Source organism: Bradyrhizobium hereditatis (assembly GCF_020329435.1).
In the GTDB taxonomy this organism is placed as follows: Bacteria; Pseudomonadota; Alphaproteobacteria; order Rhizobiales; family Xanthobacteraceae; genus Bradyrhizobium; species Bradyrhizobium hereditatis.
This window is the reverse complement of the sequence record NZ_JAGKJK010000004.1, coordinates 440422-465761: the sequence shown is the minus strand read 5'-3', so window position 1 is coordinate 465761 and position 25340 is coordinate 440422. Positions and strand designations below refer to the sequence as shown.

Genomic DNA, 25340 nt, shown 5'->3' with positions numbered 1-25340 from the left:
GCGCGATGCGAATCTTTCACCCTCCCCTGGAGGGGCCCTGGAGGGGGAGGGTCGGCTCGCATGAGCGCAGCGAAATGCGAGACGGGGTGATCCCTCCACTCGGGTACTGTCGGATGCGGAGAGACCATCACCCCACCCCGCCGCGCGCTCCACGCGCGTCGACCCTCCCCTCCAGGGGAGGGTAAGAGACAGTCCCTCTGCCCCCTTGCAGCTTTTGCCCGAATTTACGCACCTTTATCCATTCTGCCTTAACTTTGCGCACCGGATTGGGGGCTGGGCCTCCCGATGCCTGGTTTTCAGAATGAAAACGGGGGGTGACGTGCGATTTCTGAAGCGTAGCGGCTCGTCTTTCAGGCTCCCAACCCTGCGGTTCCGCGCCAAGATCATGCTCGGCTTTGCCGTCGTGCTGGCGATCTCGGCCGTCAGCATGGGCTTTGCCTATCTCGGCTTCGAACGTGTTTCCGGCGTCGTCGATTCCTACCGGCGCGGCGTCCAGGAAGCCGACCTGTCGCGCGACATCGACCGCGAACTGATTTCCTATCGTTCGCTCGCCCGCTATTTCGTGGCGACCGGAAAGGAAGAAGACGGCAAGGCGGCGCTGGAGGCGGAAGCTCGCCTCAAGGACGCGATCATTGCTTCGATGAAGGGGACCACCAATCCGACGCGGCTCGAGCAGGTCGCAAAACTGGAGCGCGAATTCCGCGCCTTCACCAAGATTTTCGCAGATATCCTCAAGGTCAAGGACGAGAGCGCGCGCATCACGCAGAACCAGCTGACGCGCACCGGCAATTCGCTGCGCTACAAGCTCGACGATCTCCCCAGCAATGCCGACGACGACGAGATGCCTGTCATCACGCTCGGCGCGAAGAAGGTGGCCGAGCAGTTCCAGGCGGTCACCGCGCTCGCCAATACGTTCGTGGTCAATGCGGACAAGACGGTGGCAGCGAGTGCGCTGGCGCGCCTGAAATTCGTCGAGAATGCGCTGAAAGCGATCTCGTCGAGCAACGAAAAGATCCGCGAGGGGATCAAGGAAGTCTCGACCATGCTGGGGGAATACCAGCAGTCGCTTACCAAGCTGGTCGACAATGCCAAGGAGATCGACGAGCTGATCCAGGAAATGGCGGAATCAGCGGCGGCCATCAACAAGGGATCGGCCGCGATGAAGTCGGACCTCTTGGCCGAGCAAAAGCGCCTTGAAGCGGCATCGGACGCGACCATCGGCGAGACCGAGCGGCTGATCCTGATCCTCGCCGCCGGCGGTTTCCTGCTCGGCTGTGTGTGGGCGTTCCTGCTTGGTACCGGTATTTCCCGGCCGATGACCGCAATGTGCAACGCCATGCGCAAGCTCGCCGCCGGCGATTTCGAGGTTGTGCTGCCTGGTCTCGGCCGCAAGGACGAACTCGGCGAGATGGCGAGCGCAGTCGAGGAGTTCAAGGTGCAGGCTATCGCCCGCGCCGAGCGCGACGCCGCCACCCAGGAAGCGCAGAACAAGGCGGCGAGCGCTGCGCGTCGCGCCGAACTGATCCGCTTTGCTGATGAATTCGAAGCGGCGGTCGGCGCCATCGTCGCCAACGTTTCATCTTCCGCGGTGCAGCTCGAGGCCGCGGCGGACACGCTGACGCGGACGGCGGAAACCACCCAGAACCTTTCGAGCCAGGTCGCCGGCGCCTCGGAGGAAGCCTCCAGCAACATGCAGTCGGTGGCGTCAGCAACCGAGGAATTGTCGACCTCCGTCGACGAGATCGGCCGGCGCGTCAAGGAATCCAGCCAGATTGCGGAAGCCGCCGTGCGTCAGGCCGAACAGACCGACGGGCGGATCGGCAAGCTGTCGCGGGCCGCGCAGGAGATCGGCGATGTGGTCAAGCTGATCACCGCGATTGCCGAGCAGACCAACCTTTTGGCGCTGAACGCCACCATCGAGGCGGCCCGCGCAGGCGATGCCGGCCGCGGCTTTGCCGTGGTGGCATCCGAAGTCAAATCGCTGGCCAGCCAGACCGCGAAAGCGACTGACGAGATTTCCAATCACATCGCGGGCATGCAGGGCGCGACGCAGGAATCGGTCGCCGCGATCAAGGAGATCGGCGGCACCATCGGCCAGATCTCCGACATCGCCGCGACGATTGCGAGCTCCGTCGAGCAGCAGAGCCTGGCAACGCAGGAGATCGCGCGCAGCGTCCAGAACGTCGCGCAAGGCACACAGGAAGCCGCTGCCAACGTCATGCAGGTCAATCGCGGCGCGACCGAAACGGGATCGGCGTCGGCGGAAGTGCTGAATTCCGCTCGCACGCTGTCGAGCGAAAGCGCGCGCCTGCGCGAAGAGCTCGACCGCTTCATGGCGAATATCCGGGCGGCGTAGTGCGCTCACTCCTTGCCGTTATCATCGAAGTGTCATCAAGCCTACCGCTGTCATCATCCGCGTAGGCGGGTGATCAAGTATTCCAGAGACTGTGATCAATCGAGAAGGCGCGGCGTACTGGATCCCCCGCCTTCGCAGGGGATGACGGTTTGAGTGTTTGGCTCGCTGAGCAGCCTTTCACTCCTTCCCGAACTGATGCTTCAACTCCACCTTCGCGCGCTCCAGCCGCGCGCGCTGCGTTTTCGGCAAGGTCTTGCCGGCGCGATTGATATAAAAGGTCAGCATCGACAGCGCCGAGCGATAGGCGCCCGCCTTGCGGCGCGAACTGTGCTCGGCGGAGCGCTTCAGCGATGCCGCGATCTTCTTCGCGCTGGTCTGCTTGAAGACGCCGCGCTCGAGATCGAGCGCGTCGCTTTCTTGTGTCACGCGTTGCGACCATCGCCTCGGCGATGATTTCTTCGCCCTTGTCGTGCGGCTGCTCTTGCGAGCTGCGGTCTTCCGCGGGCGGGCGGCTTTTCTACGTTCGACCATGTTCGGCTCCATTGCTGCTTTTGCCGAGAACGATGGCCGAATCGTTCGGTTCCTTCCGCTCTTCATGGCATGTTACACTTGGCAGACGTGCTCGCGTTTCCCGGATGGCGGCCGGGTGGGCAAAGGAGCGCCAGCGAAGTGCCCACCATTCCATCGCCGAGCGCGCTGCTTGATGGTGGGCACGCTTTCGCTTTTGCCACCCTACGGACTGTCGCTTGTCCAACCTACTGCTGAATGATTTGCTTTCGCGCACATGCACGATCTCGTGCAGAAACCGAGACCATTGGCATGAGAGGCAAATCACTTCTGATTTTCAGAAATCGTGTCAAGCCCGCGAATCAAAAATATTCCGCTTCCGTTTTCACCCAAATCAGTCGCATAACTCCGCTCGTCTCACCGCAAGATGAGGGGCGGCGGCCACGTCACGAACGCGCGGTGAGATGCGATGGACGCAGATGGCGCGAGAGACGTTGCGCGCCGGAAGCGTACGGCGAAGTCGTGTGGTCTGGACGCCGCGGTGCTGGCGTTAAGTTGCGCGGGAGTCCCTGCGTAGCGATGGTGGCAAAAGAGCCGTTCACCAGGGAGATCACGTATAAGCCGTAAAGCCATTGCGCAGGGAAGGCCGGAGTGTTTCCGCTGTACCTGTATGCTCGTGTGCGTTTTCTATATGCGCAAGCAGCACACGAGACCGCGGGTGCAGCCAGCACCCGGTCTTCCCTGCGCCCTCTGATTGGAGAGGGCGGGTAAAGAAGATACAAACCTCGGGCGCTGAGCGCCGTGAGAGCGCGAAGCTACATCCGCGTCATTGCTAGCGCAGCGAAGCAATCCATCTACCCCGAGTCGAGACGTGGATTGCTTCGCTGCGCTCGCATGATGGAGATGAGCTACTGCCGCATGCGCAGAGCCGCACGGCCACAGCAACCCTACAAGCCATGCAATTTCGCCATCCCGATATCCCCGGAACCCCTATCTCCTCAACGCGTTATCTCAGCAGCGGGCATCAAGTTTGCCGCATTTGAGCGTGACAACCCTGGGGCTGGGGCGTTCCGGGGTGTTTTTCGTTGGTCCAATCCGATGGGTGCGACAGCAGGACGGCACGGTGCGCTAGTGAATGAGAGCGCCTCCAATTCCGCGGCCGTGCAAGAGGAGAACGGTCGCGTCGTCGAGACTAGCATACCGGCACGGCTGGATTGCCTGCGCTGGGGCGGGTTTCACACCCGCGTGGTGGCTGCGCTCGGCATCACCTGGATTCTCGATGGACTCGAAGTCACGCTGGCGGGCGCCTTGTCGGGTGCGCTGAAGGAAAGCCCGACGCTGCAATTTTCGAACTTTGACGTTGGCATCGCCAACAGCGCCTATCTTGCCGGCGCCGTGCTCGGTGCGCTCGGCTTCGGCTGGTTGACGGACCGGATCGGGCGCAAGAAACTGTTCTTTATCACGCTTGCGCTCTATCTCAGCGCCACCGCCGCCACGGCGCTGTCATGGGATGTCGCGAGCTACTCGCTGTTCCGCTTCCTGACCGGTGCCGGCATCGGCGGCGAATATACCGCGATCAATTCGACGATTCAGGAGCTGGTGCCGGCGCGCTATCGCGGCTGGACCGATCTGGTGATCAACGGCAGCTTCTGGATTGGCGCTGCGATCGGTGCGGTCGCCGCCATCGTGCTGCTTGATCCAAATGTGCTCGCCCCCGACATGGGCTGGCGGCTGGCCTATTTCATCGGTGCGGCATTGGGTTTGATCGTTTTCGTGATGCGGATGTGGATTCCGGAAAGTCCGCGCTGGCTGATGATCCATAGCCGCCCCGAGGAGGCGCACGCGATCGTCGACGACATCGAGCGGGGATCGGTACGCCATTCCGACCATGCGGCCGACGAGGTATTCCCGAAGATCCGCTTACGGATGCGCAGCCACACGCCGCTTGGCGAAGTCGCGCAAACGCTGTTCACGACCTATCGGCAGCGTTCGCTTGTCGGATTGGTGCTGATGGCCTCGCAGGCGTTTTTCTATAACGCCATCTTCTTCACCTTCGCGCTGGTGCTGACCGACTTCTTCGGCATCCCGTCGAATGACGTCGGCTGGTACATCCTGCCGTTTGCGGCAGGCAATTTCCTCGGGCCGCTAGTGCTCGGCCGTCTCTTCGATACGCTCGGCCGTCGCGCGATGATCACGACGACCTATGGCGTCTCCGGCCTGCTGCTCGCGCTGTCGGGTTATCTGTTCTCGATCGGCTTACTCAGCGCGCAGACCCAGACGATTGCCTGGATGGTGATCTTCTTCTTTGCCTCGCCCGCGGCGAGCGCCGCCTATCTCACCGTCAGCGAGAACTTTCCGCTGGAGGTGCGCGCGCTCGCGATTGCGCTGTTCTACGCGATCGGAACGGGTATTGGCGGCGTGGCGGGACCGGCGCTGTTCGGCGCGCTGATCGATACCGGATCGCGCAACAGCGTTTTCGCCGGCTACCTGTTCGGGTCGGCATTGATGATCGTGGCTGCCGCCGTCGCGTGGCGGTATGCCGTTGCGGCCGAGCGAAAATCGCTCGAATCTGTCGCACGGCCACTCGCATGTGTGGAGTAGGATGAGATGGACGACATGAATCAGGATCTGGCCGAAATGCCATTGGAAGACGATATCTTACGTGAAGACGACGCCGCGCCGGAAACCGTGCCGGTACCACGCTCGCTGGTGCCGCATTTGAGCCAGTCAGCCATTTTGCTCGATATCGACGGCACCCTGCTCGATCTGATGCCCACTCCGCGCGAGGTCTGGGTGCCGCCCGGGCTGGCCAAGACGTTGAAGCGCCTGCTGAAGCGAACCGACGGCGCGCTGGCGCTGGTCAGCGGCCGCTCGCTCAACGATATCGATCTGATTTTTGCGCCCGACGTGTTTCCTGCTGTCGGCGGCCACGGCGCCGAGATGCGGATCGAGGTGGACAGCGAGGCGGTGGCCGCGCATGCACCGCCGATGGACAAGGAATTGAAGCGGCGCCTGGCGGCGATCGCGAAATTGAGTCCGGGAATATTGCTGGAAGACAAAGGCTATTCACTAGCCCTGCACTATCGCCTCGCGCCGCATGCCGAGAAGGCGATCTATGCCGCGGTGTCGCTGATCCGGGCCGATCTTCCCAATGCGCCGATCGAGGTGCTGCCCGGTAAATGCGTCTGCGAAATCAAGCATTCCGGCTTCACCAAGGCGAGCGGCGTGCGCGAACTGATGACGCGCGAGCCGTTCAAGGGCCGCCGTCCGTTCTTCATCGGCGATGATGTCACCGATGAGAGCGTGTTTGCGATCATGCCCGATCTCGATGGCCTTGCCTTCTCGGTCGGCCGTCGCGCCAAGGGCGTGGCCGGACATTTTGATGCGCCAAGCGACGTCAGGGAATTCCTCGCGCATCTGCTTGACGATGAAAGGGACGCATCGCTGCCATAATGTTTTTCGTGTCGACGAGATTCGAACATAGATTCTCGCCGATGCCGCCGAGGTTCGCGGCAAAGTTTATTTTTCGTGAGTTCCGGTGAGTTCCTGCACGGCATAGCCCGAATTTGGTTTCAATTCGTTGAAAGGGTGATCAGGAACCATATTGATGAACGGCAGTTAAACGCGAGCGTACCAACGGGAGGGGACCTTTGAACCTCGTCGTCGTTTCTAACCGCGTTTCGCGCGGAAAACCCAATGAACCCATGACGGGGGGCCTCGCGGCGGCATTGCTGCCCATCGTCGAGAAATCGGGCGCCATCTGGGTGGGTTCCAGCGGTAGGGTCCGCGACGGGAACCAGAAGGAACCATTCGCCGAAATCGAAGCCCTTGGCGCCGGCGCGCTGGCGATGCTGGACTTGCCGGCGGCGCATTATGGCGGCTATTACGAAGGATTTGCGAATTCCGCGCTGTGGCCGGCGCTGCATTCGCGCGCCGATCTGATTCGCGCCACGCAGGAGGACTATCTCAGCTATCGCGAAGTGAACGCCTTCATGGCGCGTGCCCTGTTGCGCTTCCGAAAATCAGATTCCGCATTCTGGGTTCAGGACTACCATTTCCTCGCGCTCGGCGCCGAACTACGTGATCTCGGCGTCACCGAGCCGATCGGCTTCTTCCTGCATACGCCGTGGCCGGCACGTTCGGTGATATCAGGCGTGCCGCATCATCGCGAGCTGATCGAGGCCATGCTGGCCTACGATCTGATCGGCTTCCAGACCGAGGAGGATTGCGAGAACTTCGTGTCGTACGCGCAGGCCGACCTCGGCCTCGTCGTGCATGGCGGCGTCATCATCTCGCGCTACGGCAGGACTCGCGCCGCGGTATTTCCGATCGGCATCGATCCGAAACAGTTCGCCCAGTTGGCGATGAAGGCATCGACCCATCCTGATGTCTCGCGGCTGCGGCGCAGCCTGAACGGTGAGAAGCTCGCGATCGGCGTCGACCGGCTGGATTATTCCAAGGGCCTGATCAACCGCATCAAGGCATTCGACCGGATGTGGACCATGCATCCGCAGCTGGCGCGCACTGCTTCGCTGTTGCAGATCGCAACGCCCTCGCGCGGCGCGATCGAGGCCTACGGCAACCTGCAGAGCGAGGTCGCCAGGCTCGTCAGCGACGTCAATGGTGTCCATGGCGAGGTCGACTGGACGCCGATCCGCTATCTCAACAAGGGCTATGGCCAGGCCGTGCTCGCCGGCCTCTACCGCACCGCGCAGGTCGGCGTGGTGACGCCGCTGCAGGACGGCATGAATCTCGTCGCCAAGGAATATGTCGCAGCTCAAAACCCGGTCGATCCCGGCGTGCTCGTGCTGTCGAAATTCGCCGGCGCCGCCAATGAGCTCGACACGGCGCTACTGGTGAATCCGCATGATATCGACGGCATGGCGCGCACCATCGCGATTGCGCTGTCGATGCCGCTGACCGAGCGGCGGATGCGCTGGGAGGCGATGATGGCGAAGTTGCGCGGCCATACGATCCAGCAATGGTTCGCCGACTTCACCGAAGCGTTGCATGAGTGTCAGCTCGACAAGGACGCGCTGGCGCCCGTTATCGTCGAGCCCGCGCCATGGCCGCTGCGCTCCGCCACCCATGGCGGCGGCGCGCGGTATCACTAGCCGCTAGTAGCAGTACGAGACGCCGTCGAGCACCGGACAGCGCGCCTTGCTCGGCGCGCTCGGATTTTCCATCGGCACGTAACCACCCTTGCCGTTGCCGGCGAACACGCCGGGGCCGATCACGACCGACGACTTGTTGCCGATGATGACGCTCGGATGCGGCGAGGCCAGCCTCGATTGCGAGCCGTCGGCCCAGACGATGGCGTCGTTAGAGAAGATGCCGCGCCGGCCATCGTCGCAGGTGACGTCCACCCCCTTGCGGGTGCAGGACTGCGCCATTGCCGGAGCCGCGGCGCTGATCGCCAGAGCCGCTGCGAGGACGGATAATTGAAGCATTCGCGTGATCATGATGCCGTCCTCTACCAACAGGGTCGCCACTTATCATCGTCGATGATGGCCGGATTCCGGTTCAAGGCCCGGCGAAGCGCCGAATATTGGCTCTGGGCTGACCCAAATTGCCAAGTAAATTCAACGAATTGAGGAAATTTTAGCCGCCGCGCCCAGCCTCCCTTGCAAAATCAGTTCTGCCCCTTCAAGAGAGGGCCTCCGGAGAGATGGCCGAGTGGCTTAAGGCGCACGCTTGGAAAGCGTGTGTGCGGGAAACCGTACCGTGGGTTCGAATCCCACTCTCTCCGCCACCCGCCTTCGCTTGCGCTTCGGCGCGGCGAGCCCGCGACGGAGTGCAAGCGACGGCGGGTGCCTCGCCATAGCTGCAAAGCAGCGACGGCGGGCTGGCTCCTATCTCTGCTGAATAGCCCTGTCATATGCCTCAATCGTTGCCTTGGCGCGATCGGCGACTTGCGCAGCCGTCATGCCCGGCTTGTAGAGGCTGCTGCCCAGGCCGAATGCCACAATGCCGGCCTTCGTGTAATCCGCAAAGTTAGTATCGGAGACGCCACCCACGGCGGCGATCATGAGGTCAGCGGGGAGAACGGCGCGGATCGCGGTGATGCCGGCGGCGCCGAGCACGCTTGCCGGGAAGAATTTCAGGCTTGAGGCGCCCGCCTTGGCGGCTAGCAGCGCTTCCGTCGGAGTAAAGACGCCGGGCATCGTCACCATGCCGCGGGTCCGCGCGCTCGCAATGATCTCGGAATCGACGTTGGGAGAAACCATGAGGCGGCCGCCGACATCATGCAGCCGCGCGACATCGTCGAGCGTCAATACGGTGCCGGCACCAATCAGGGTCCCGGCGGGCGCCAGCTTGACGGCGATCTCGATCGAGCGGAACGGGTCCGGCGAGTTAAGTGGGATTTCGATCGCCGTCATGCCGCTGTCGAGCAGCGCGGTGACGATACCCTCTGTCTCCTCAGGTCTAACGCCGCGCAGGATCGCGACCAGCGGACGATTCATCGCGGGGAACGGGACAACACTCATGTTCATACGCTCCAAATCGCTGCGGCGGCCATCAAAAGACCACGCCTAGCCGCGTCCTCGGCTTCGATGGATCGGATGGGCACGGCAACCGTGTCAAACGCCAATTGGTAAAGCATCTGAAGCCTCCCTGACGCCACCAGCGTGATGCCGGCTTTCGAAGCTTCGCCCGTGAGTCCTGCTGCCAGTTCGAGGCCGATCAGGGTGCCCGATATTTTTTCGCGCGCCGAAGATGGTGTGCCGCCATGAAGGAGCTGTCCCGATCGCACCTGGAACAGCAGGTTAGCTGCGAAGGCAGGTCGCTCGAACGCAGCCACGACCGCCGCCTTGAAGGCATCGACGTCTTCCGCCTCGTCGGCGCCGGCTACTGCGTGCGACAGAATCGTTTCGCGCGATATCACGCCGAACAACTCGCCGGTCATGAAGGTGGCGAAGCGTTCGACAGTCCCGCCATGCACACTGACCCACTTCGAATGCGTCCCCGGCATGCAGACGAGCGCATCGCCAGCCGCGTTAAGGCCCAAAGCGCCCAGCAACTGGGTCTCCTCGCCGCGCATGACATCGGGCGCCTCGCGGTCCCGTTGCGCGATTCCCGGGAGGATGCGGATGTCACGGTCCTGTCCCGGCACCGCGACGGCCCGCTGCAGGATTGAGGCGAGCGGCGCCGGCGTGTCGACATAGCCGGCTTCAATCCACCCCTGTCTCGCCCCGGCCATGCCACAGATGATCACGGGCAGGGTAGGCGCGGCGCCGACGGCCTCGAGATGCGATTGCAGCACGGCCGCAAAGCCAACCTTGCCGGCCGCCATCATCCCTTCGTGGCTGCGCCGCTCCCCCAACACGTTGCCGGCGCGGTCGACGAGCCAAAGCCGGAAGCTGCTCGTGCCCCAGTCGACCGCGACATATGCCGCCTCGCTCATCCCAAATCCATGTCGATTCTATTCGCTCCCTAGGGTCATCGTACCACGCCGCTCTGCCGGCGAGCTACGCTCGCTTTCCATTTGATTTGCAGAGGCGCAATCAGCATGATCTGACGTCATGTGGAGCCGCGTCGCTTGCTGCGGGATGGCTTCGCCAACGAGCGCACGTCCGCGACAACGCGGCATGACAGCAAAAAGGAACACAAAAAAGGAAGATATGGGAGGACGCCATGGTGAACAATTTCCCCCTTAGAAGTGCGCTCATGGGCCTTGGCCTCCTGTTAGCAGCGCTGTCGGCGCCGGCCCATGCGCAATCGACCGCGAAGACGGTGACGCTGGTTGTGCCCTTTGCAGCCGGCGGTGGCACAGATACTGTCGCGCGTCTGATCGGTGAGCGGATGTCGCGCACGCTCGGCCAGACCGTCATTATCGAGAACGTGGTTGGCGGCGGCAGCACGCTGGCCAATGATCGAGTTGCGCGGTCGGCGCCTGACGGTTCGACAATCCTGATCAATCACGTTGCGCTGCTCGCCGCGCCCAGCCTGTTCACTAATCTCCGTTACGATACGAAAACGGCGTTCGAGCCGGTCGGCCTCGTCAACAATGCGCCGATGGTCCTGATTGGCCGCAAATCGATTCCTGGCGAGGGACCGAGGGACCATGTGGCCTGGATCAAGTCGCAGCGCGACAAGGCGAACTTCGCGCATGGCGGTCTCGGGACCAACAGCCATCTGTGCGCGGTGATGATGGGAAATGTTCTTGGCTTCAAGCCGACGGTCGTGGCCTATCGCGGATCAGCCCCGGCGATCGCCGATCTGCTGGCCGGGCAGATCGATCTGTTGTGGGATCAGGTGACCAACGCGCTGCCGCAGATCCAGGCCGGAGCGCTGCACGGCATCGCCATTACATCGCCGCAGCGGCTCGAACAGCTAAAGGACGTGCCGACCACAGCCGAGCTCGGCATGCCCGAGGTCAGCTACTCGATGTGGCACGGGCTCTATGTGGCGAAGGGCACGCCCAGGGAGACCATCAATGCCCTGAACGCGGCGCTCCGCGCGGCCCTGGCCGAGCCCGAGCTTCTGGAGAAGCTCAAGCAGCTCGGAACTTTGCCGTTCCCGAACAATGAACTGACGCCCGAAGCGCACGCACGCCTGTTCGCGGCCGACCTGCTGCGCGTGGCAAAGCTCATTGAAAGCTCGGGCATCAAGGCGAGCGAAGCGAAGTAGGGCCCTTGCGGAATGCGGAGCGGCTGCGCCGAAGCCGGTGTAGCTCCGTCACACGTTGAGATCGTGCGGCGCGTGGGTGGTGACAGCGTTGCCCGTCTGGTTCCAAATGAAACCGTCGGGCGATTGTGCAGACAGTTCGATCATTTGGGCTGCCTCTGTAGTCGCCGGCGGCGCATTGGCTCCAAGATCGTCTTCGGGGGAGCTGATCGGCGCCGAGCTATCCTCTGCAAGGTCGATGACGTTGACGTCAGACATCTTGTCCTTGAAGTAGAACGCGTCGTTGGTGCCGTTGATGGTGATTGTCACTACCTGTGCGGTGCCGTCGATGGTAGCCACGGTGAAGCAGTCGGTCAGCGTGTCGCAGTCGTTGAGCGCCTGCACGTCGCAATTTGTGTTGTCGAGCTCGTAGGTCCAGACGCCATCCTTCGTCATCGTGAAGCTGCCATAGCCGCCGTCGCTGACTGTCGGGCAGCTGACCGCTGTGAACGTATTGGGCGTGTTGTCGACGTCAGTATCGGTGAGTGTGCCGGTTGCGATCGGCGTACCATCTGTGCAAGCGCCAGCTTCGGTTACTGAACCGGTTGTGGCGCCGCAGATGACGGCGGCGTCGTTGGCGCCGTTGATGGTGATCGTCACCACCTGCGGGGTGCCATCGATGGTGGTCACCGTAAAGCAGTCGGTCAGCGTGTCGCAGACATTGAGTGCCTGCACCGTGCAGTTGGTATTGTCGAGCGTGTAGGTCCAGACGCCATCCGTCGTCATCGTGAAAGTGCCATAGCCGCCATCGCTCGGCTTCGGCGAATCGATCGCCCTAAAGGTGTTGGGAGCGTTGTCGACATCAGTGTCGGTGAGCGTGCCGGTCGCGGTTGGTTTGCAAGATACCGAATTGGCCACGCCGCCAGCCTCGATGACCGAGCCTTGCTTGGTTCCGCCAATGATGGCGGCGTCATTGGTACCGTTTATGGTAACCGTCACCAGCTGCTCGGTGCCATCCACGGCGGTCACCTTGAAAGTGTCGGTCAGCGTGTCGCCGACATTAAGGGCCTGCACCGCGCAGTTGCTATCGTCGAGCGTGTAGGTCCACACGCCGTCCGCCGTCATCGTGAAGGTGCCATAGCCGGCGTCGCTGGCCGTCGGGCAATTGACGGCCGTAAAACCGGACGCGTTGTCGACGTCGGTAGCCGTGAGCGTGCCGGTCGCGATCGGTGGATCGCAGTTGGTGCCACCGTCCTCGGTCACGGAGCCGGTCGTGGCGCCGGAAATGACTGCTGCGTCGTTGGTGCCCTTGATGGTGACTGTCACGACCTGGGGGGTGCCGTCGATCGTGGTCACCGTAAAGGAGTCGGTCAGTTTATCGCCGACATTGAGTGCCTGCACTGCGCTGTTGGAGTCGTTGACCGTGTAAGTCCATATGCCGGCCGCTGTCATCGTGAAGGTGCCAAAGCCCTGCGCGCTCGCCGTCGGAGTGTCAACCGTCGTAAAAGTGTTGGGCGCGTCATCGACGTCGGCGCTGGTGAGCGTCCCGGTGGCGCTCAGCGTGGCGAGCGCGACGTTGGCGAGACTGCTGGCCTCGATCGCAGTGCCATTGGTGTCGCCGGAGATGATGGCCGCGTCGTTGCTGCCGTTGATGGCGATCGTAAAGGTTTGATCCGCCGAGAGCGTGCCGTCGGATACGGTGACCTTGAAGTCCGTGGTGGTGGGTTCGGTCAGCGCATTGATCGCGTTATTGTCCGGAACGAACGTATAGGCGCCGGTCCTGCTATCGACATAAAGCGTACCGTAGGGACCAGCCTTCGATACATCGTAAGTTACTCCGTCGATTGCGGTGCTGCCGACGGTTCCCCCGCTGATGCCGAAGGTCAGTACAGCGTTGCTGTTGGGACTGCTGGCAAGGAAAGTGCCGCTTGTCGCAGTGAAGAGGTCAAAGACGGTGGTGTCGATTTCGGTCGGCCCAATCACCGCATTCAACGTTGGAGGGGTTGGCGGTGGAGGCGGTATTTGCCCGAAAATGATCTCCGGAGCTGATGCCAAGGTCACCGTAGGCGCAGCAGGGACTTCCAGCTCCGGGGCAGAACCATCGGTCTGGATGAAATTGATTGGTTGGACCGGCAGCTTCTCGAGGGGAGGAGGCGTGCTCGATCCCGTCGACCCCAGCCCCTGCTCTTGGGTGGCGAGCGCCTCCTGCTGGGCCGCCTGCAATTCGGCCATTCGCGCAGCGGAGTTTGTGCTCTGACTTACGATGACCGAGGACCCTTGCGAACGCAGGATGATGGTCTGTCCAGGATCGTCAACGACGATGTGTCGAGGGATCGCCTCCTTGGTGACCAGCTCGAATGAGCCATGTTCGAGGTCTTTGTATGCGATGTTGCCGTCGTCCAGGAACGTGACGTCAGGATCGGCGGCCTGGGCCTGCTTGCCGAGCGCAAAGGTGAGTGCCGTGAGCCACAGCATGCCGAACCTGCCGGCATGAGCCCGGCTTCGAGTAGCGCCGGCTGGGACTTGGGTGGCAGCGCAGGTCGTCCGCCCAACCAGACCGGACCGGGCCGCGATCTGAAGCGGGGCCGCAACGGCCTTGACTTCGTCCCCCGTCTCGGCGTGGGACCCGACGAGCATGAACTTAACCCCCGTCTGCCACTTACCCCGTGCAATTGTTCATGGCCTGGCTTGCCCGGCCCATGAGGAAAGTATCTGAAGCAAAAAATACGTGACGCAAAAACATCCCGTCGCGGCCAGCACCTGGGACCGGCCGCTGAAATTTCCTGATTTCAACTTAGCCCAACCCCTGGGCATTAGCTTTAGGCTCAAAAGGAGTAATACTTTCGAGAGGCGGAGAGATGATGCCTTCCCCGGAAATCGGGTCTAATGTCCGTGATTCAAAGCTCTCCTGAGCGCCCTCTCGGACAAGATCATCTCGGGAAAGGGGGGATCATGTGCACGCGTATAATTGCCGCATTGGCGACAGGCTTCGCTCTGGCGACAGCCGGATTTGTCGCCGGGCCGGCCCACGCGCAAATTCAAGCTCAAGTTAGGCCCGCCGTTCAGGAGCTGACGTCCAAGCCAATCGGCAAAGTTGTTGTCGCCACGGGGTCGGTTACCATTGAACGTGCGACTGCGGTGGTGGTGCAGGCGAGCACCTCAGGTCAAGCCGGCCAGGCGAAGGTCGGTGACCTCGTCTATCAGGGCGATGTCGTTGCAACTGGCGCCGACGGCAAGGTCGGCATCAACTTCACCGACGGCACCTCGTTCAATCTGTCGAACAATGCGCGCATGGCTTTGAACGAGTTCGTGTACGATCCAAATAGCCTATCCAATTCGACGCTGTTCAGCCTGACCAAGGGAACCTTCACCTTTGTCGCGGGCAAAGTTGCAAAAACCGGCGATATGAAGGTCGATACTCCTGTTGCGACCATGGGCGTTCGCGGCACCACGCCGCGCGTCGAGATTTCGGATGACGGGACAGTCAGATTTTCCACGCTCATTGAACAAGGCAAAGGCAGGGCGCTGCGGAATCCGGGAGCGCCAGCGGCGCAGCAACCGGATCAAAAGCCGTATCCAAAATCAAATCTGAACATCTGTAGGGGATGCTAGGCACGTTCGCGGCGTGAGACTCGTCGGTGAGCAAGATTCGGGAGTTCAAGTCGACAACTGCCGCTTCGCAGGTGCCGGGATCGGAGACCCTTTCATGAAATGCAGTGCAAGCGGGCGCGTCACTCGGGGGCTTGCGTCTGTTGCTGCCTTGCTATTGTTCGGATCGCAGGCTGCCGCGCAGAATGCGAAGAAGAGCGACTATCTCGAGAACATTGCATTGTGCAACGGTTCGGATCGCGCCTCGCTTGCCGTTCGGATTAATGGTTGCACGGCGTTCATCGATTCCGGTCAGGGAACGACGACGGCCCTTGCGATTGCCTATAACAATCGGGGCAATGCCCATACCGCAAAGGGAGACCTTGACCGCGCCCTTCAGGATTTCGACCAATCAATCAAGCTCGATCCGTCTTCCGCCAAAACCTTCAACAACCGCGGCGCGGCTTATTTGCGGAAGGGCGAATACGATCTCGCGATCCAAGCCCTGGACCAAGCGATCAAGCTCAACCCGAACTACGCCAGAGCCTTCGTCAACCGGGCCGCGGTCTACCTGAAAAAGAACGAGTACGACCGCGCGGCGCGAGACTACGACGAGGCCATTCGTCTTCAGCCCAACCTGGAAGCTGCGTTGAGCGGGCGCTGCTGGACCCGGGCCATTCTCGGCTCATTGCAAACGGCGCTTCAAACGGCACTTGAGGATTGCAACAAGGTGCTTCAGTCGTGGCCGAACGATGCCGCTACCTATGACTCGCGCGCCTTGATTCACCTGAAGATGGGACGCGAGGCTGCGGCGATCGAAGATTTCAGTGCCGCGTTGCGCTTCGATCCGAAGCTGGCGAGTGCGCTCTATGGGCGCGGGCTCGCCAGGCTCAAGCGCGGCGACAAGACCGGCGGCGATGCCGACATCTCGGCGGCAAAGATGATCCAGGCGGGAATTGATGACGACTTCGCGCGCTATGGCGTACGCGCCGCCAACTGATCAGCAGGCTTGGCGCGGCACGCTCGCCAAAGCAAGGCGCCGCGCCTAGCGTACCAGATCAGTCGAGCTTCACGTTCGCCTCGGTCACGACCTTGCGCCAGCGTTCAACTTCCGAGGACACCATTTTCGCGAAGGCCGGCCCCGTAACATCGGGCACATCGGAGCCGTTGCGTTCCCAGGCCTCCTTGATGGCCGGCGTCTGCATCGCCTTCTTCAACTCCTTGGTCATCTGCTCGACGATCGCCGGCGGCGTATTCTTGGGTGCGAACACGCCATACCAGGTCGACACTTCATAGCCGGCCAGGCCCGCTTCGGCAGCGGTCGGAAGATCGGGGAATGCCGGCACGCGTTTCGGCGCAGCGACGGCGAGTGCGCGCAATTGTCCGGCCCTGACGGGGGCTGCCGACGAGCCGAGCCCGTCGAACACGACGGGCACATGGCCGGCGATGAGGTCCTGCATGGCGGGGCCAGCGCCGCGATAGGGCACGTGCTGAATGTTGGTCTTGGTCAGGATCTTGAACAACTCGCCGGCGAGATGGTGCGTGGTGCCGGCGCCGGCCGAGCCATAGTTCAGCTTGCCCGGATTGGCCTTGGCGTAGGCGATGAACTCGGCCAGCGTCTTGGCGGCAACCTTGTCCGGATTGACGACGACCACCTGCGGCGGCCGCGCGATCAGCGCCACCGCGATGAAGTCCTTCTCGATGTTGTAGTCGAGGTTGGGATAGAGCGAGGGGGCGATGGCATGATGCGCCGCGCCAACGAAGAAGGTGTAGCCGTCGGGCGCGGCCTTGGACGCCGCGGAAGCGCCGACCGTGCCGCCCGCGCCGGCGCGGTTTTCGATCAGCACGCGCTTGCCCAGCTGCGTATCGAGTTGGGCTGCAAGCGGGCGGGCAAAGGCATCGGTGCCGCCGCCGGCCGCGAACGGCACGATGAAGGTGATCGCCTTGTCAGGCCAGGTCTGGGCTTGGGCTGCAGTTGGGGCCTGGCCGACCACGGCGGACACGAGCGCCAGAAGTGGAAGCAGGGCACACCGAATAACTCTTGGCTTCACAGGATCTTCCTCCGGAAGTTGTAAATTGGCATCCGCCACTGGCGGCGCGATTGTGTTTTTTTGAGGCCCCGGTTCCACCACGCGTGCGGTCAGGGCGACGGACCCCACCGTATGCAAGATGCCAAGCGTGTCCATTAAAAATAAGTATGCAGTCGCGGCAAACGCCGGGGCGTTTGGTCGCTGCACCACGGGCAGCGGCGTGATCGTTCCGGCGCGGGCTGCCCTGTACGCCGCGCTATCGCGCGTATTCCGGCGCCGAAACCTCGGGACGAAGCAGAAGCACGATTAACAGCACGGGAAGCAGCGGGGCGACCCTGGCCACGGGAAACATCAGGGGCGGGCTCACCAAAGGCAGCAGCCAGACCATGAACGCCAAGGTCCAGCACCATAGCGGCAGTGGAGCGCGCCGTGCCATCAACCAGAACGCCGCGGCGATTACCAGCAGCGTCCCGTCATAAGGGCCGGAATGCGGGGCGGCCAGGACGGTCGCGGCGAGAAAGACCGCCGTCTTCTCCCGCGTCCCCAACCGCGATCGGAAAGCGATGATGACGGATATAGCCGCACCAAGCGTGGCGAGCAGCTGAATCCACGACGCCAATCGCGCCGGCGCGCCGAGCAGAACCGCGCAGGTATAGACGCTGTGGCCCCACATGCGGCCGTACTCGATCCACTTCTCGCTCGGGCTGACGAGATTCTCAAAAATGACAGGAAACCAGCGCAACCAGAGGTCCCATCCGAAAATCAATCCGCTCGCGATCATCAAGGCGAGCGCGGATAGCCCCGACGCCAGAAGCGCGCGCCATTGCCCCGCCGCGACGAGCGCGATCGGGACCAGGATGCAGAATTGAGGTTTGAACGTCAGCAGCCCCAGCACCAATCCGCCGAGATAGGGGCGCTGCTCGAGAAGTCCGAAGCCGCCGACGATCAGCGCGGCGACCAGGAAGACGGCCTGGCCGTTGATCGTGTTGATGGCCGATGCCGGGCAGATCAGCACGGCAGCCAGCAGAGCGCCCGATGCCAGGGCAGCTCCCACGCTCGCGCGCAGCGCCACTGCCAAGAGGGCGGCGGTCACGACCTGAAACGCCACGTAGGAGCCGAAGAATCCCAATGGCGCGAACGGCAGCAGAAGCACCAGGAAGCTCGGCGGATACGCCCACGGGCGGAATTCCAGCGGCTTGGAGAGCCAGCCTGCGAACGCCGTATTGAGGAAATCGGTGAAACGATCGCCATCGAAGATCAACGGCGCATTGCCGTCGAGCACCGAACGGATCGCGCCGTAGAAGACCATCCAGTCAGTGCCTAGCGTGTTGTAGTCGAGCCCGATCTTGCCCGGATACGGAATGGTCGTGACCAGGATAAGCCAGACATAGAGCGACATCACGAGGCTGGGGATCAGCACCACCGCGGGCGGATGCAGCGCGCCCCTCTGCTCGAAGCTACCTGCGCCGTGAGCCAAATCCATGTGTTGTCCCTGCCAAGCGCCCACCTTGCTGCGGTCGAGCGAATCGGTGCCGATCTTACGACGATCGAGGCGATGTGCCGAATGGACTCCGGTTGCAAACCTAAATATGCTCGCTCTGGGAATGTGGGGGAATCTTATGAAGTGCCGTGCCGCCGCGATCGCAGTCCTGCTGTGCTCGATTCTTGCCGGTTCAAATGCGAATGCGCGCGGACCTTATGGTTCGATCAGCGTCGGCAATTGGAAAGGCGGGGCCTACACCAACGATCAGACCGGATCCTTCTCGCATTGTGCAGCAGGCGCCCAGTACGCCAGCGGTGTCTATTTTGTCGTGATGATCGACGGCAATGGCGGGTGGAGTCTCGGCTTCATGCGTGAGCAATGGAGGCTGAGGACCGGGGAAGCCTTTCCGCTGACCCTGACATTCGACGGCCAGCAGCCCTTCAACGTTCATGGCATCCCGATCGCCGACAAGCTGGTTCGCGTCCCGATGCCGAGCAATTCCTCGCTCATCAGCCAGTTTCGGCGGGCAAAGGCCATGACTGCCTATACGCAGGGGCAGCTCTTCCAGTTCAATCTCGATCAGACCGGGCAGCTATTGCCGGTGCTGGCGAACTGTGTCGCCAAGATCAAGCAGTCGGGATTGGCAAGCGCCGGTGACTTTTCGGTCCTGCCCGCCGCCAAACCGGTCGCGGCGGCAACGGCGCCGGACTCCGCACCAGCCAAGCCTGACAGGCTGTTCGATCAGACCGGTACCGGTTTTCTGGTGAGTACGAACGGGCATCTCGTCACCAACGCGCATGTCGTGCAGGGCTGCGTCGGCGACATTCAGGGTAGCCTGTCAGGCGAGGCATCCACCAAGCTGCGCCTGGTGTCCAGCGACGAGACCAACGATCTTGCGCTTCTGCAGGCGACGGGCTCGTTCAAGGAGGTCGCCAAAATCAGGGACAAGGCGATCCAGTCCGGCGACAGCGTGGTGGCGATCGGCTATCCCTTCCATGGGCTGCTGACGTCGGATTTCACGGTGACCACCGGCATTGTGAGCTCGCTGAGCGGTCTTCTGAACGACACGCGCTTCCTGCAGATCAGTGCGGCCGTTCAACCCGGCAATAGCGGAGGGCCGCTACTTGCCTCCAGCGGCGACGTGGTCGGCGTGGTTGCGGCAAAGCTCAATGCCATCAAGTTCGCGCGGGCAACCGGCAACATCCCCGAGAACATCAACTTCGCCATCAAGACCGGAGCGTTGCGAGATTTTCTCGATAATAGCGTGGTGCCGTATCAGATCTCCGACGCCAAGGCTGAATTGAAGACCGCAGACATCGCCCGCAATGCCAGGGCGTTTACGTTCCTGATCTCCTGCAAAGCCAAGGCGAAGGAAAAAGAGACGGCACGAAATCAGTGACGGCGGCGCGCCAACGGCCGCTAGGTCAGCTGAAATCCAGGCGGGAGAACCGCCGGGCGTGGCCGCGGCGGTCAGCCTGATGGAAGCCTACCGCGAACTACTGCCGCGGCCATGCGCGGTCTGGGCGTTCCAGGTGCCCCAGCTGATGCTGGCAAGGCTTCGTTGGTCCGTCGCAAGCGGCCGTCGGGTCTGCCGCTCGTAGGCGCCGATGATGTGCTGCGACTGCCGGATTTTCTGCTCGAGCTCGGCAATCGTCTTCTGGGTCTTGCCGGTCCTGCTTGACTGCGCGGACTCGCCCACCGTGAACCTGGCGGCCTCGATATTCCTCAAGGTCTCGCGGAGCTTCTTGAGCTGGGCCCGGTGCCACGCAATGGCGCTGTCACTGTCTACAGGCATGCAAACCCTCCTGATTCGCAGCCGAATCTAGCACGCATGGGGCAAGTTGGGCCAAGGGGAGGCGCCAGCGCGGCGCCGGGCCCACCGGTTTCACGCCGCGGGGCCCCCGCAGCTTCCCGATTTCGGCCCTTTTTTGCCATCGAAGCGACCGCGGGCGAGCGTTCAAACAACAAACTTGCATGGCGAGCTGTGCTCAGCGCGGTCCCATTTATCGTCCTGGCGGCAGAATGCCGGGAGCCATGGAGCGTGCGATGAGCGAAGCTGAATTCGATCGGGTTGTGGATGCTGTGCGGAAGGAAATCGCGCTTGCACCGGCGGTGCAGTCGTTGACGGGGCTGCGGGCCTTCGACTGGCGGGCGAAGGCGCCCGGCAAGGCAGCGTCCCGGCGTCACGCCCCGATTGCGAGAATTCGCCGCGTCGGCGAGGGGCGCAAACGGTACAGGTGAAACGGATACAGGAGACCCAATGGAGCGATCAGTATTCGAAGTCGTCAAAGCGCCGCTGGGCTGGTCGGTATTCGCCGACAACATCAAGATCGGTGGCGTCTACGATTCGCGGGGCGCCGCCCTCGAAGCCGCCGCGCTGGCCGCCTCCTATACCGTCAGCGATGGTGGCGGAGTGCAAATCAACGTGCCCGGCGCGGAGGAAGAAAAGCCGAGATGGGCCGTCGCATTTGAGATTGCGAGCTCCATCCTGCCAACGAAGGCTGCGCGCGCGCGAAGCGGGTCGCGGTAAATCGCCGGCGGCCTTTCATTTCACATCATCGAACGGCGACACCGCGGGGCTGCCGACGCGCATCCGCTTAATGCGACGTACCGCCATCGGCGCGCCGTCGGACTGATACTTAAGCTCGTATTTCTTGCCGTTCTTGTCGACGGCGACGCAGGAGATAGAGGAAAGCTCCAGCGTCACGAAATTGCCGACCTGCGTGCAGAGGCCGGCGGTCGATTCGACTGACGGCACCGGGAGGCCATCGGCCTTGGGTCTGTCCTTGGATTTCAGGAGCATCCGGTCGATCGGCAATTCATACAGGTTGGCATCCGGCCTGCGCCCGTTGTCGCCGGAAAACGTGATGGTGTGGCTATCGTCGCTGGGGTCGTCGAGCGCGACGGTAAAATTCGCTCTGCCTTCCTCGGTCTGGAAGAAGGCGACGGCCCGACAAGAGAAATCCCGCCCCGCGACCTTGAGCGTGTTGCACTTGCCGGACATCATCGCGAAGATGATGGTATCGGGCTCTTGCCGATGAAGTTCGTCCGAGGCACGCGCCGGCATCGCCATGAAAATAGCGGCGAGGGCGAAAGCAAGCCGGAAAAACTGCATGGTCATATCGGGTTGATAGGACATCGGGCGCTGGCTGGCCAGCGTCTCGCTAGGTTCCGGGAAACAGGTCCGGTCTTGCGACGCCCTGCGCGGTCAAAAATCGAGCGGAGCATTATCGACCACCTCTTTCATAACGAAGAAGGTGCGGGTCTGGCGGACGCCCGGCAGTGCGATCAATTGCTCGCCATGGATGCGGTTGAAATCCTCCATATCGCCGACCCGGATCTTGAGGAAATAGTCAAAATCGCCGGCCACCAGATGGCAGTCCAGCACGAATTTGAGCTGCGCGATCGCCCGCTCGAAGGCGGCGAAGCTTTCCGGCGTGGAGCGGTCGAGCACGACGCCGACCATGACGAGCGCGCCTTTGCCGACCTTGCGCGGCGCCACCATGGCCCTGACCTGGGGGACATAGCCCTCGTCGAACAGGCGCTGGGTCCGACGATGACAGGTCGCGGGGCTGACACCCGCCGTTTCGGCCAGCTCGGCGTTGGTTAGCCGGCCGTTATTCTGCAGCAAACGCAATATCTTGAGGTCGATGCGGTCGAGCCTGCCGGCCATGAAAGGAGCTCTCGTCAGAACGCTGGTCTATGGAAAAAAGAGTAATCCAGCTTCGTCATTGTGCAATCTTTCTGCAGCCGATCCGTCAACTTTGAAAACACCTTTCCAAGGCTTGGTGATACGGCGTTTCCCAGATCAGACCATCAACGGGGACGACGATGCTGGAGAAATTCGAACGCTATCCGCTCACCTTCGGGCCTACCCATATCGAAAAGCTGGAGCGGCTGTCGCAGCATCTTGGCGGCAAGGTCGAGATCTACGCCAAGCGGGAAGATTGTAATTCGGGGCTTGCCTTTGGCGGCAACAAGCTGCGCAAGCTCGAATACATCATTCCCGATGCGATCGCCTCCAATGCCGATACGCTGGTCTCGATCGGCGGCGTGCAGTCCAACCACACCCGCATGGTTGCAGCGGTTGCGGCCAAGATCGGCATGAAGTGCCGCCTGGTGCAGGAAAGCTGGGTGCCGCATGAGGACGCGGTCTATGACCGTGTCGGTAACATCCTGCTCAGCCGCGTCATGGGCGCGGATGTGCGTCTGGTCGACGAAGGGTTCGATATTGGCATCCGCCAAAGCTGGGAAGATGCGATCGCAGATGTGAAGGCCAAGGGCGGCAAGCCCTATGCCATCCCCGCCGGCGCCTCCGTGCACAAATATGGCGGGCTTGGCTATGTCGGCTTTGCCGAAGAGGTCAGGGCGCAGGAGAAACAGCTCGGCTTTGCCTTCGACTACATCGTCGTCTGCACCGTCACCGGCTCGACCCATGCCGGTATGCTGGTGGGATTTGCCAAGGACGGCCGCGAGCGCAAGGTGATCGGCATCGACGCGTCCTTCACGCCTGATCAGACCAAGGCGCAGGTGCTCGACATCGCCCGCAACACGGCCGCACTCGTCGAACTCGGCCGCGAGATTGTCGAGGACGATGTTGTGCTGATCGAGGACTACGCCTATCCCGCCTATGGTGTCCCGTCGGAAGAAACCAAGGAAGCCATCCGGCTCTGCGCCCGCCTCGAAGGCATGATCACCGATCCGGTCTATGAGGGCAAATCCATGCAGGGCATGATCGACCTCGTGAACAAGGGCTATTTCCCGAAGGGATCGAAGATCCTCTACGCCCATCTCGGCGGCGCGCCGGCGATCAACGGCTACGCTTACACCTTCCGCAATGGATGAGGCTGTCGTGTGCGGCCCTTATGCGTCGGTAGCACGCACCAACGCGAGCAGTTCGTCGCCGTAATGTTCGAGCTTCTTGTCGCCGATGCCGGGGACGTTCCGGAGCTCGTTCAGCGTCGACGGCCGCGCGGCGGCGATGCCGTCGAGGGTAGAATCGTGCAGCACGACATAGGCCGGCACGCCTCGTTGCCGCGCGATCTCCGAGCGCCAGGCCCGCAGTGCCGCCTGCAGGCCGGCATCGGCGGGCCTCGTCTCGGCGCGCGGCGCCAGATCGCCGCGTCGCGATTTGGCGCGGCTGGCACGGATGCGCGTACCGGGTGGCATCTCGCGCAGCATCACTTCGGTCTCGCCTTTCAGGACGCCGCGTGAACTCTCCGTGAGCTTCAGCGCATTGAAGGCCTCGCTGTCGGTGCGCAGATGACCCATGGCGACCAGTTGCCGGATCACGGTGCGCCATTGCTTCTCGTTGAGGTCGCGCCCGATGCCGAACACGGACAACTTGTCATGGCCGAATTGCGTGACGCGCTCGGTCAGCCGGCCGACTAATACGTCGATCAGGTGCATGGCGCCGAAACGTTGCCCGGTGCGGTAGACGCAGGACAACAGCTTTTGCGCTGGTATCTTGCCGTCGCGAAGCTGTGGCGGTGACAGGCAGTTGTCGCAATTGCCGCAATTCTCTGATGTGACGGCTTCACCGAAATAGCCAAGCAGGCGGCTGCGCCGGCAGCCCGCAGTTTCCGCCAGCCCGACCAGTGCGTCGAGCTTGCCGATCGAGACACGCTTGAACGTATCCGAGCCGGTGGACTCGTCGATCATGCGGCGCTGCTGCACGATATCGGTCAGGCCATAGGCCATCCAGGCGCTGGAAGGCTTGCCGTCGCGCCCGGCGCGCCCGGTTTCCTGGTAATAGGCCTCGATGCTCTTCGGCAGATCGAGATGCGCCACGAAGCGTACGTCCGGCTTGTCGATGCCCATGCCGAACGCGATGGTGGCGACGATCACGATGCCATCCTCGTTGATGAAGCGATCCTGGTTGCGGGCGCGAACGCTGGCGTCCAAGCCGGCGTGATAGGGCAGAGCCGGGATGCCGGCATCGGTCAGCGCTTGAGCGATGTCCTCCACCTTGGCGCGCGACAGGCAGTAGACGATGCCGGCCTCTCCGGCGTGGCCCTCGCTGATGAAAGTCTTGAGCTGGGCGGGCGCATTCTGCTTCTCGACGATTTCGTAGCGGATGTTCGGGCGGTCGAAGCTCGAGATGAAGCTCGGCGCACCCGCCAGTCCAAGCCGGATCACGATCTCCTTGCGCGTCATCGCGTCGGCAGTCGCGGTCAGCGCGATGCGCGGCACGTTCGGGAAGCGTTCCGCGATCACGGACAGGCCGATATATTCGGGGCGGAAATCGTGTCCCCATTGCGACACGCAGTGGGCCTCGTCGATCGCAAACAGCGCGATATTGCACTGGCTGAGCAGGTTAAGGCAGCGCGGTGTGAGCAAGCGCTCGGGCGCGACGTAGAGCAGGTCGAGGTCGCCGGCGAGCAGCCGCCGCTCGACTTCCGAGGCCTCGTCGAACGAGAGCGTCGAGTTCAGCACCGCGGCATTGACGCCGGCCTCGATCAGCCCCGCGACCTGGTCGCGCATCAGCGCGATCAGCGGCGACACCACGATGCCGCAGCCGTCGCGCAGCAGGGACGGCAACTGGTAACACAGCGACTTGCCGCCGCCGGTCGGCATCAGCACCAGGCAGTTGCCGCCCTCCGTGACGTGGCGGACGATCTCTTCCTGCGCGCCGCGAAAGCTCGGCAGGCCGAATACGTGATTTAGTACGGAAAGCGCGTCCCGAGCGGTTCCCGAGTATCGATTGGGGGCTGTGTTCGCTTCCATGCCGGCTTCAAGGGGTCAACAGGCGGTGATCGATGCCGTCTCG

General features: G+C 62.4%; 22 protein-coding genes and 1 tRNA gene. 12 read left to right on the top strand and 11 right to left on the bottom strand.

Annotated elements, in window-relative coordinates:
* Window positions 1-301: 301 nt before the first annotated feature.
* On the top strand, window positions 302-2356 hold the full coding sequence (locus tag J6524_RS12460; protein WP_225670830.1) for a methyl-accepting chemotaxis protein: 2055 nt from the start codon (window positions 302-304) through the stop codon (window positions 2354-2356).
* 177 nt (window positions 2357-2533) lie between these two features.
* Here J6524_RS12460 and J6524_RS12455 read toward each other — a convergent pair whose 3' ends face one another.
* A complete protein-coding gene (locus J6524_RS12455; protein ID WP_225670829.1) occupies window positions 2534-2887 on the bottom strand; it encodes a DUF3175 domain-containing protein in 354 nt (117 codons plus the stop codon).
* 1107 nt (window positions 2888-3994) lie between these two features.
* On the opposite strand from J6524_RS12455, the gene J6524_RS12450 reads away from it, so the two are divergent.
* From J6524_RS12450 to J6524_RS12440, 3 genes are all read left to right on the top strand, one after another.
* The gene (locus tag J6524_RS12450) at window positions 3995-5464 is read left to right on the top strand and encodes an MFS transporter (RefSeq protein ID WP_376712011.1); all 1470 of its coding nucleotides are present in this window, start codon (window positions 3995-3997) and stop codon (window positions 5462-5464) included.
* Window positions 5465-5479: 15 nt separating this feature from the next.
* Window positions 5480-6316, top strand: coding sequence for a trehalose-phosphatase (otsB, locus tag J6524_RS12445; protein WP_225670927.1), 837 nt, complete (start codon window positions 5480-5482; stop codon window positions 6314-6316).
* Between the two features lie 197 nt (window positions 6317-6513).
* Window positions 6514-7977, top strand: a complete 1464-nt coding sequence (locus J6524_RS12440; RefSeq protein WP_225670827.1) for a trehalose-6-phosphate synthase — start codon at window positions 6514-6516, stop codon at window positions 7975-7977.
* 3 nt (window positions 7978-7980) lie between these two features.
* Here J6524_RS12440 and J6524_RS12435 read toward each other — a convergent pair whose 3' ends face one another.
* The gene (locus tag J6524_RS12435; RefSeq protein ID WP_376712015.1) at window positions 7981-8328 is read right to left on the bottom strand and encodes a hypothetical protein; all 348 of its coding nucleotides are present in this window, start codon (window positions 8326-8328) and stop codon (window positions 7981-7983) included.
* Window positions 8329-8525: 197 nt separating this feature from the next.
* On the opposite strand from J6524_RS12435, the gene J6524_RS12430 reads away from it, so the two are divergent.
* Window positions 8526-8615, top strand: a tRNA-Ser gene (locus J6524_RS12430).
* A gap of 100 nt (window positions 8616-8715) precedes the next feature.
* On the opposite strand, the gene J6524_RS12425 is transcribed toward J6524_RS12430, so the two are convergent.
* Window positions 8716-9351, bottom strand: a complete 636-nt coding sequence (locus J6524_RS12425; protein WP_225670822.1) for a 2-dehydro-3-deoxy-6-phosphogalactonate aldolase — start codon at window positions 9349-9351, stop codon at window positions 8716-8718.
* A 2-nt stretch (window positions 9352-9353) separates the two neighbouring features.
* Entirely contained in the window at window positions 9354-10268 is a 915-nt protein-coding gene (locus J6524_RS12420) for a 2-dehydro-3-deoxygalactonokinase (RefSeq protein ID WP_225670820.1), read from the bottom strand.
* A 230-nt stretch (window positions 10269-10498) separates the two neighbouring features.
* On the opposite strand from J6524_RS12420, the gene J6524_RS12415 reads away from it, so the two are divergent.
* A complete protein-coding gene (locus J6524_RS12415) occupies window positions 10499-11494 on the top strand; it encodes a tripartite tricarboxylate transporter substrate-binding protein (RefSeq protein ID WP_225670819.1) in 996 nt (331 codons plus the stop codon).
* Window positions 11495-11542: 48 nt separating this feature from the next.
* Here J6524_RS12415 and J6524_RS12410 read toward each other — a convergent pair whose 3' ends face one another.
* The gene (locus tag J6524_RS12410; protein WP_225670818.1) at window positions 11543-13945 is read right to left on the bottom strand and encodes a VCBS domain-containing protein; all 2403 of its coding nucleotides are present in this window, start codon (window positions 13943-13945) and stop codon (window positions 11543-11545) included.
* A gap of 411 nt (window positions 13946-14356) precedes the next feature.
* Between J6524_RS12410 and J6524_RS12405 the strand changes: the two genes are divergently transcribed.
* Complete coding sequence (locus J6524_RS12405; RefSeq protein ID WP_225670817.1) at window positions 14357-15082, top strand: FecR family protein; 726 nt, start codon at window positions 14357-14359, stop codon at window positions 15080-15082.
* 94 nt (window positions 15083-15176) lie between these two features.
* Window positions 15177-16058 (top strand): tetratricopeptide repeat protein, encoded by an 882-nt coding sequence (locus J6524_RS12400; protein WP_225670816.1) that lies wholly within the window; start codon window positions 15177-15179, stop codon window positions 16056-16058.
* 58 nt (window positions 16059-16116) lie between these two features.
* Here J6524_RS12400 and J6524_RS12395 read toward each other — a convergent pair whose 3' ends face one another.
* Window positions 16117-17109: a Bug family tripartite tricarboxylate transporter substrate binding protein gene (locus J6524_RS12395; RefSeq protein WP_225670815.1), complete on the bottom strand. Its 993-nt coding sequence runs from the start codon at window positions 17107-17109 to the stop codon at window positions 16117-16119.
* 235 nt (window positions 17110-17344) lie between these two features.
* Complete coding sequence (locus J6524_RS12390) at window positions 17345-18571, bottom strand: glycosyltransferase family 87 protein (RefSeq protein ID WP_225670814.1); 1227 nt, start codon at window positions 18569-18571, stop codon at window positions 17345-17347.
* Between the two features lie 136 nt (window positions 18572-18707).
* Here J6524_RS12390 and J6524_RS12385 point away from each other — a divergent pair, with 136 nt between their 5' ends.
* Window positions 18708-19970: a S1C family serine protease gene (locus tag J6524_RS12385; protein ID WP_225670813.1), complete on the top strand. Its 1263-nt coding sequence runs from the start codon at window positions 18708-18710 to the stop codon at window positions 19968-19970.
* An 87-nt stretch (window positions 19971-20057) separates the two neighbouring features.
* Here the strand turns inward: J6524_RS12385 and J6524_RS12380 are convergent, their stop codons facing one another.
* Window positions 20058-20366 carry a hypothetical protein gene (locus J6524_RS12380; protein WP_225670811.1) on the bottom strand — a complete coding sequence of 103 codons (309 nt, stop codon included), beginning with the start codon at window positions 20364-20366 and terminating at the stop codon, window positions 20058-20060.
* Between the two features lie 251 nt (window positions 20367-20617).
* Here J6524_RS12380 and J6524_RS12375 point away from each other — a divergent pair, with 251 nt between their 5' ends.
* Window positions 20618-20812, top strand: coding sequence for a hypothetical protein (locus J6524_RS12375; RefSeq protein WP_225670809.1), 195 nt, complete (start codon window positions 20618-20620; stop codon window positions 20810-20812).
* Window positions 20813-20831: 19 nt separating this feature from the next.
* Entirely contained in the window at window positions 20832-21101 is a 270-nt protein-coding gene (locus J6524_RS12370) for a hypothetical protein (protein ID WP_225670808.1), read from the top strand.
* Window positions 21102-21116: 15 nt separating this feature from the next.
* Here J6524_RS12370 and J6524_RS12365 read toward each other — a convergent pair whose 3' ends face one another.
* Together J6524_RS12365 and J6524_RS12360 are read right to left on the bottom strand one after the other, a co-directional pair.
* On the bottom strand, window positions 21117-21710 hold the full coding sequence (locus tag J6524_RS12365) for a hypothetical protein (protein ID WP_225670807.1): 594 nt from the start codon (window positions 21708-21710) through the stop codon (window positions 21117-21119).
* Between the two features lie 69 nt (window positions 21711-21779).
* Complete coding sequence (locus J6524_RS12360) at window positions 21780-22244, bottom strand: Lrp/AsnC family transcriptional regulator (protein WP_225670806.1); 465 nt, start codon at window positions 22242-22244, stop codon at window positions 21780-21782.
* 158 nt (window positions 22245-22402) lie between these two features.
* On the opposite strand from J6524_RS12360, the gene J6524_RS12355 reads away from it, so the two are divergent.
* Window positions 22403-23416: a 1-aminocyclopropane-1-carboxylate deaminase gene (locus J6524_RS12355; protein WP_225670805.1), complete on the top strand. Its 1014-nt coding sequence runs from the start codon at window positions 22403-22405 to the stop codon at window positions 23414-23416.
* Between the two features lie 18 nt (window positions 23417-23434).
* Here the strand turns inward: J6524_RS12355 and recQ are convergent, their stop codons facing one another.
* Window positions 23435-25297, bottom strand: coding sequence for a DNA helicase RecQ (gene recQ, locus J6524_RS12350; protein ID WP_225670804.1), 1863 nt, complete (start codon window positions 25295-25297; stop codon window positions 23435-23437).
* Between the last annotated feature and the right edge of the window lie 43 nt (window positions 25298-25340).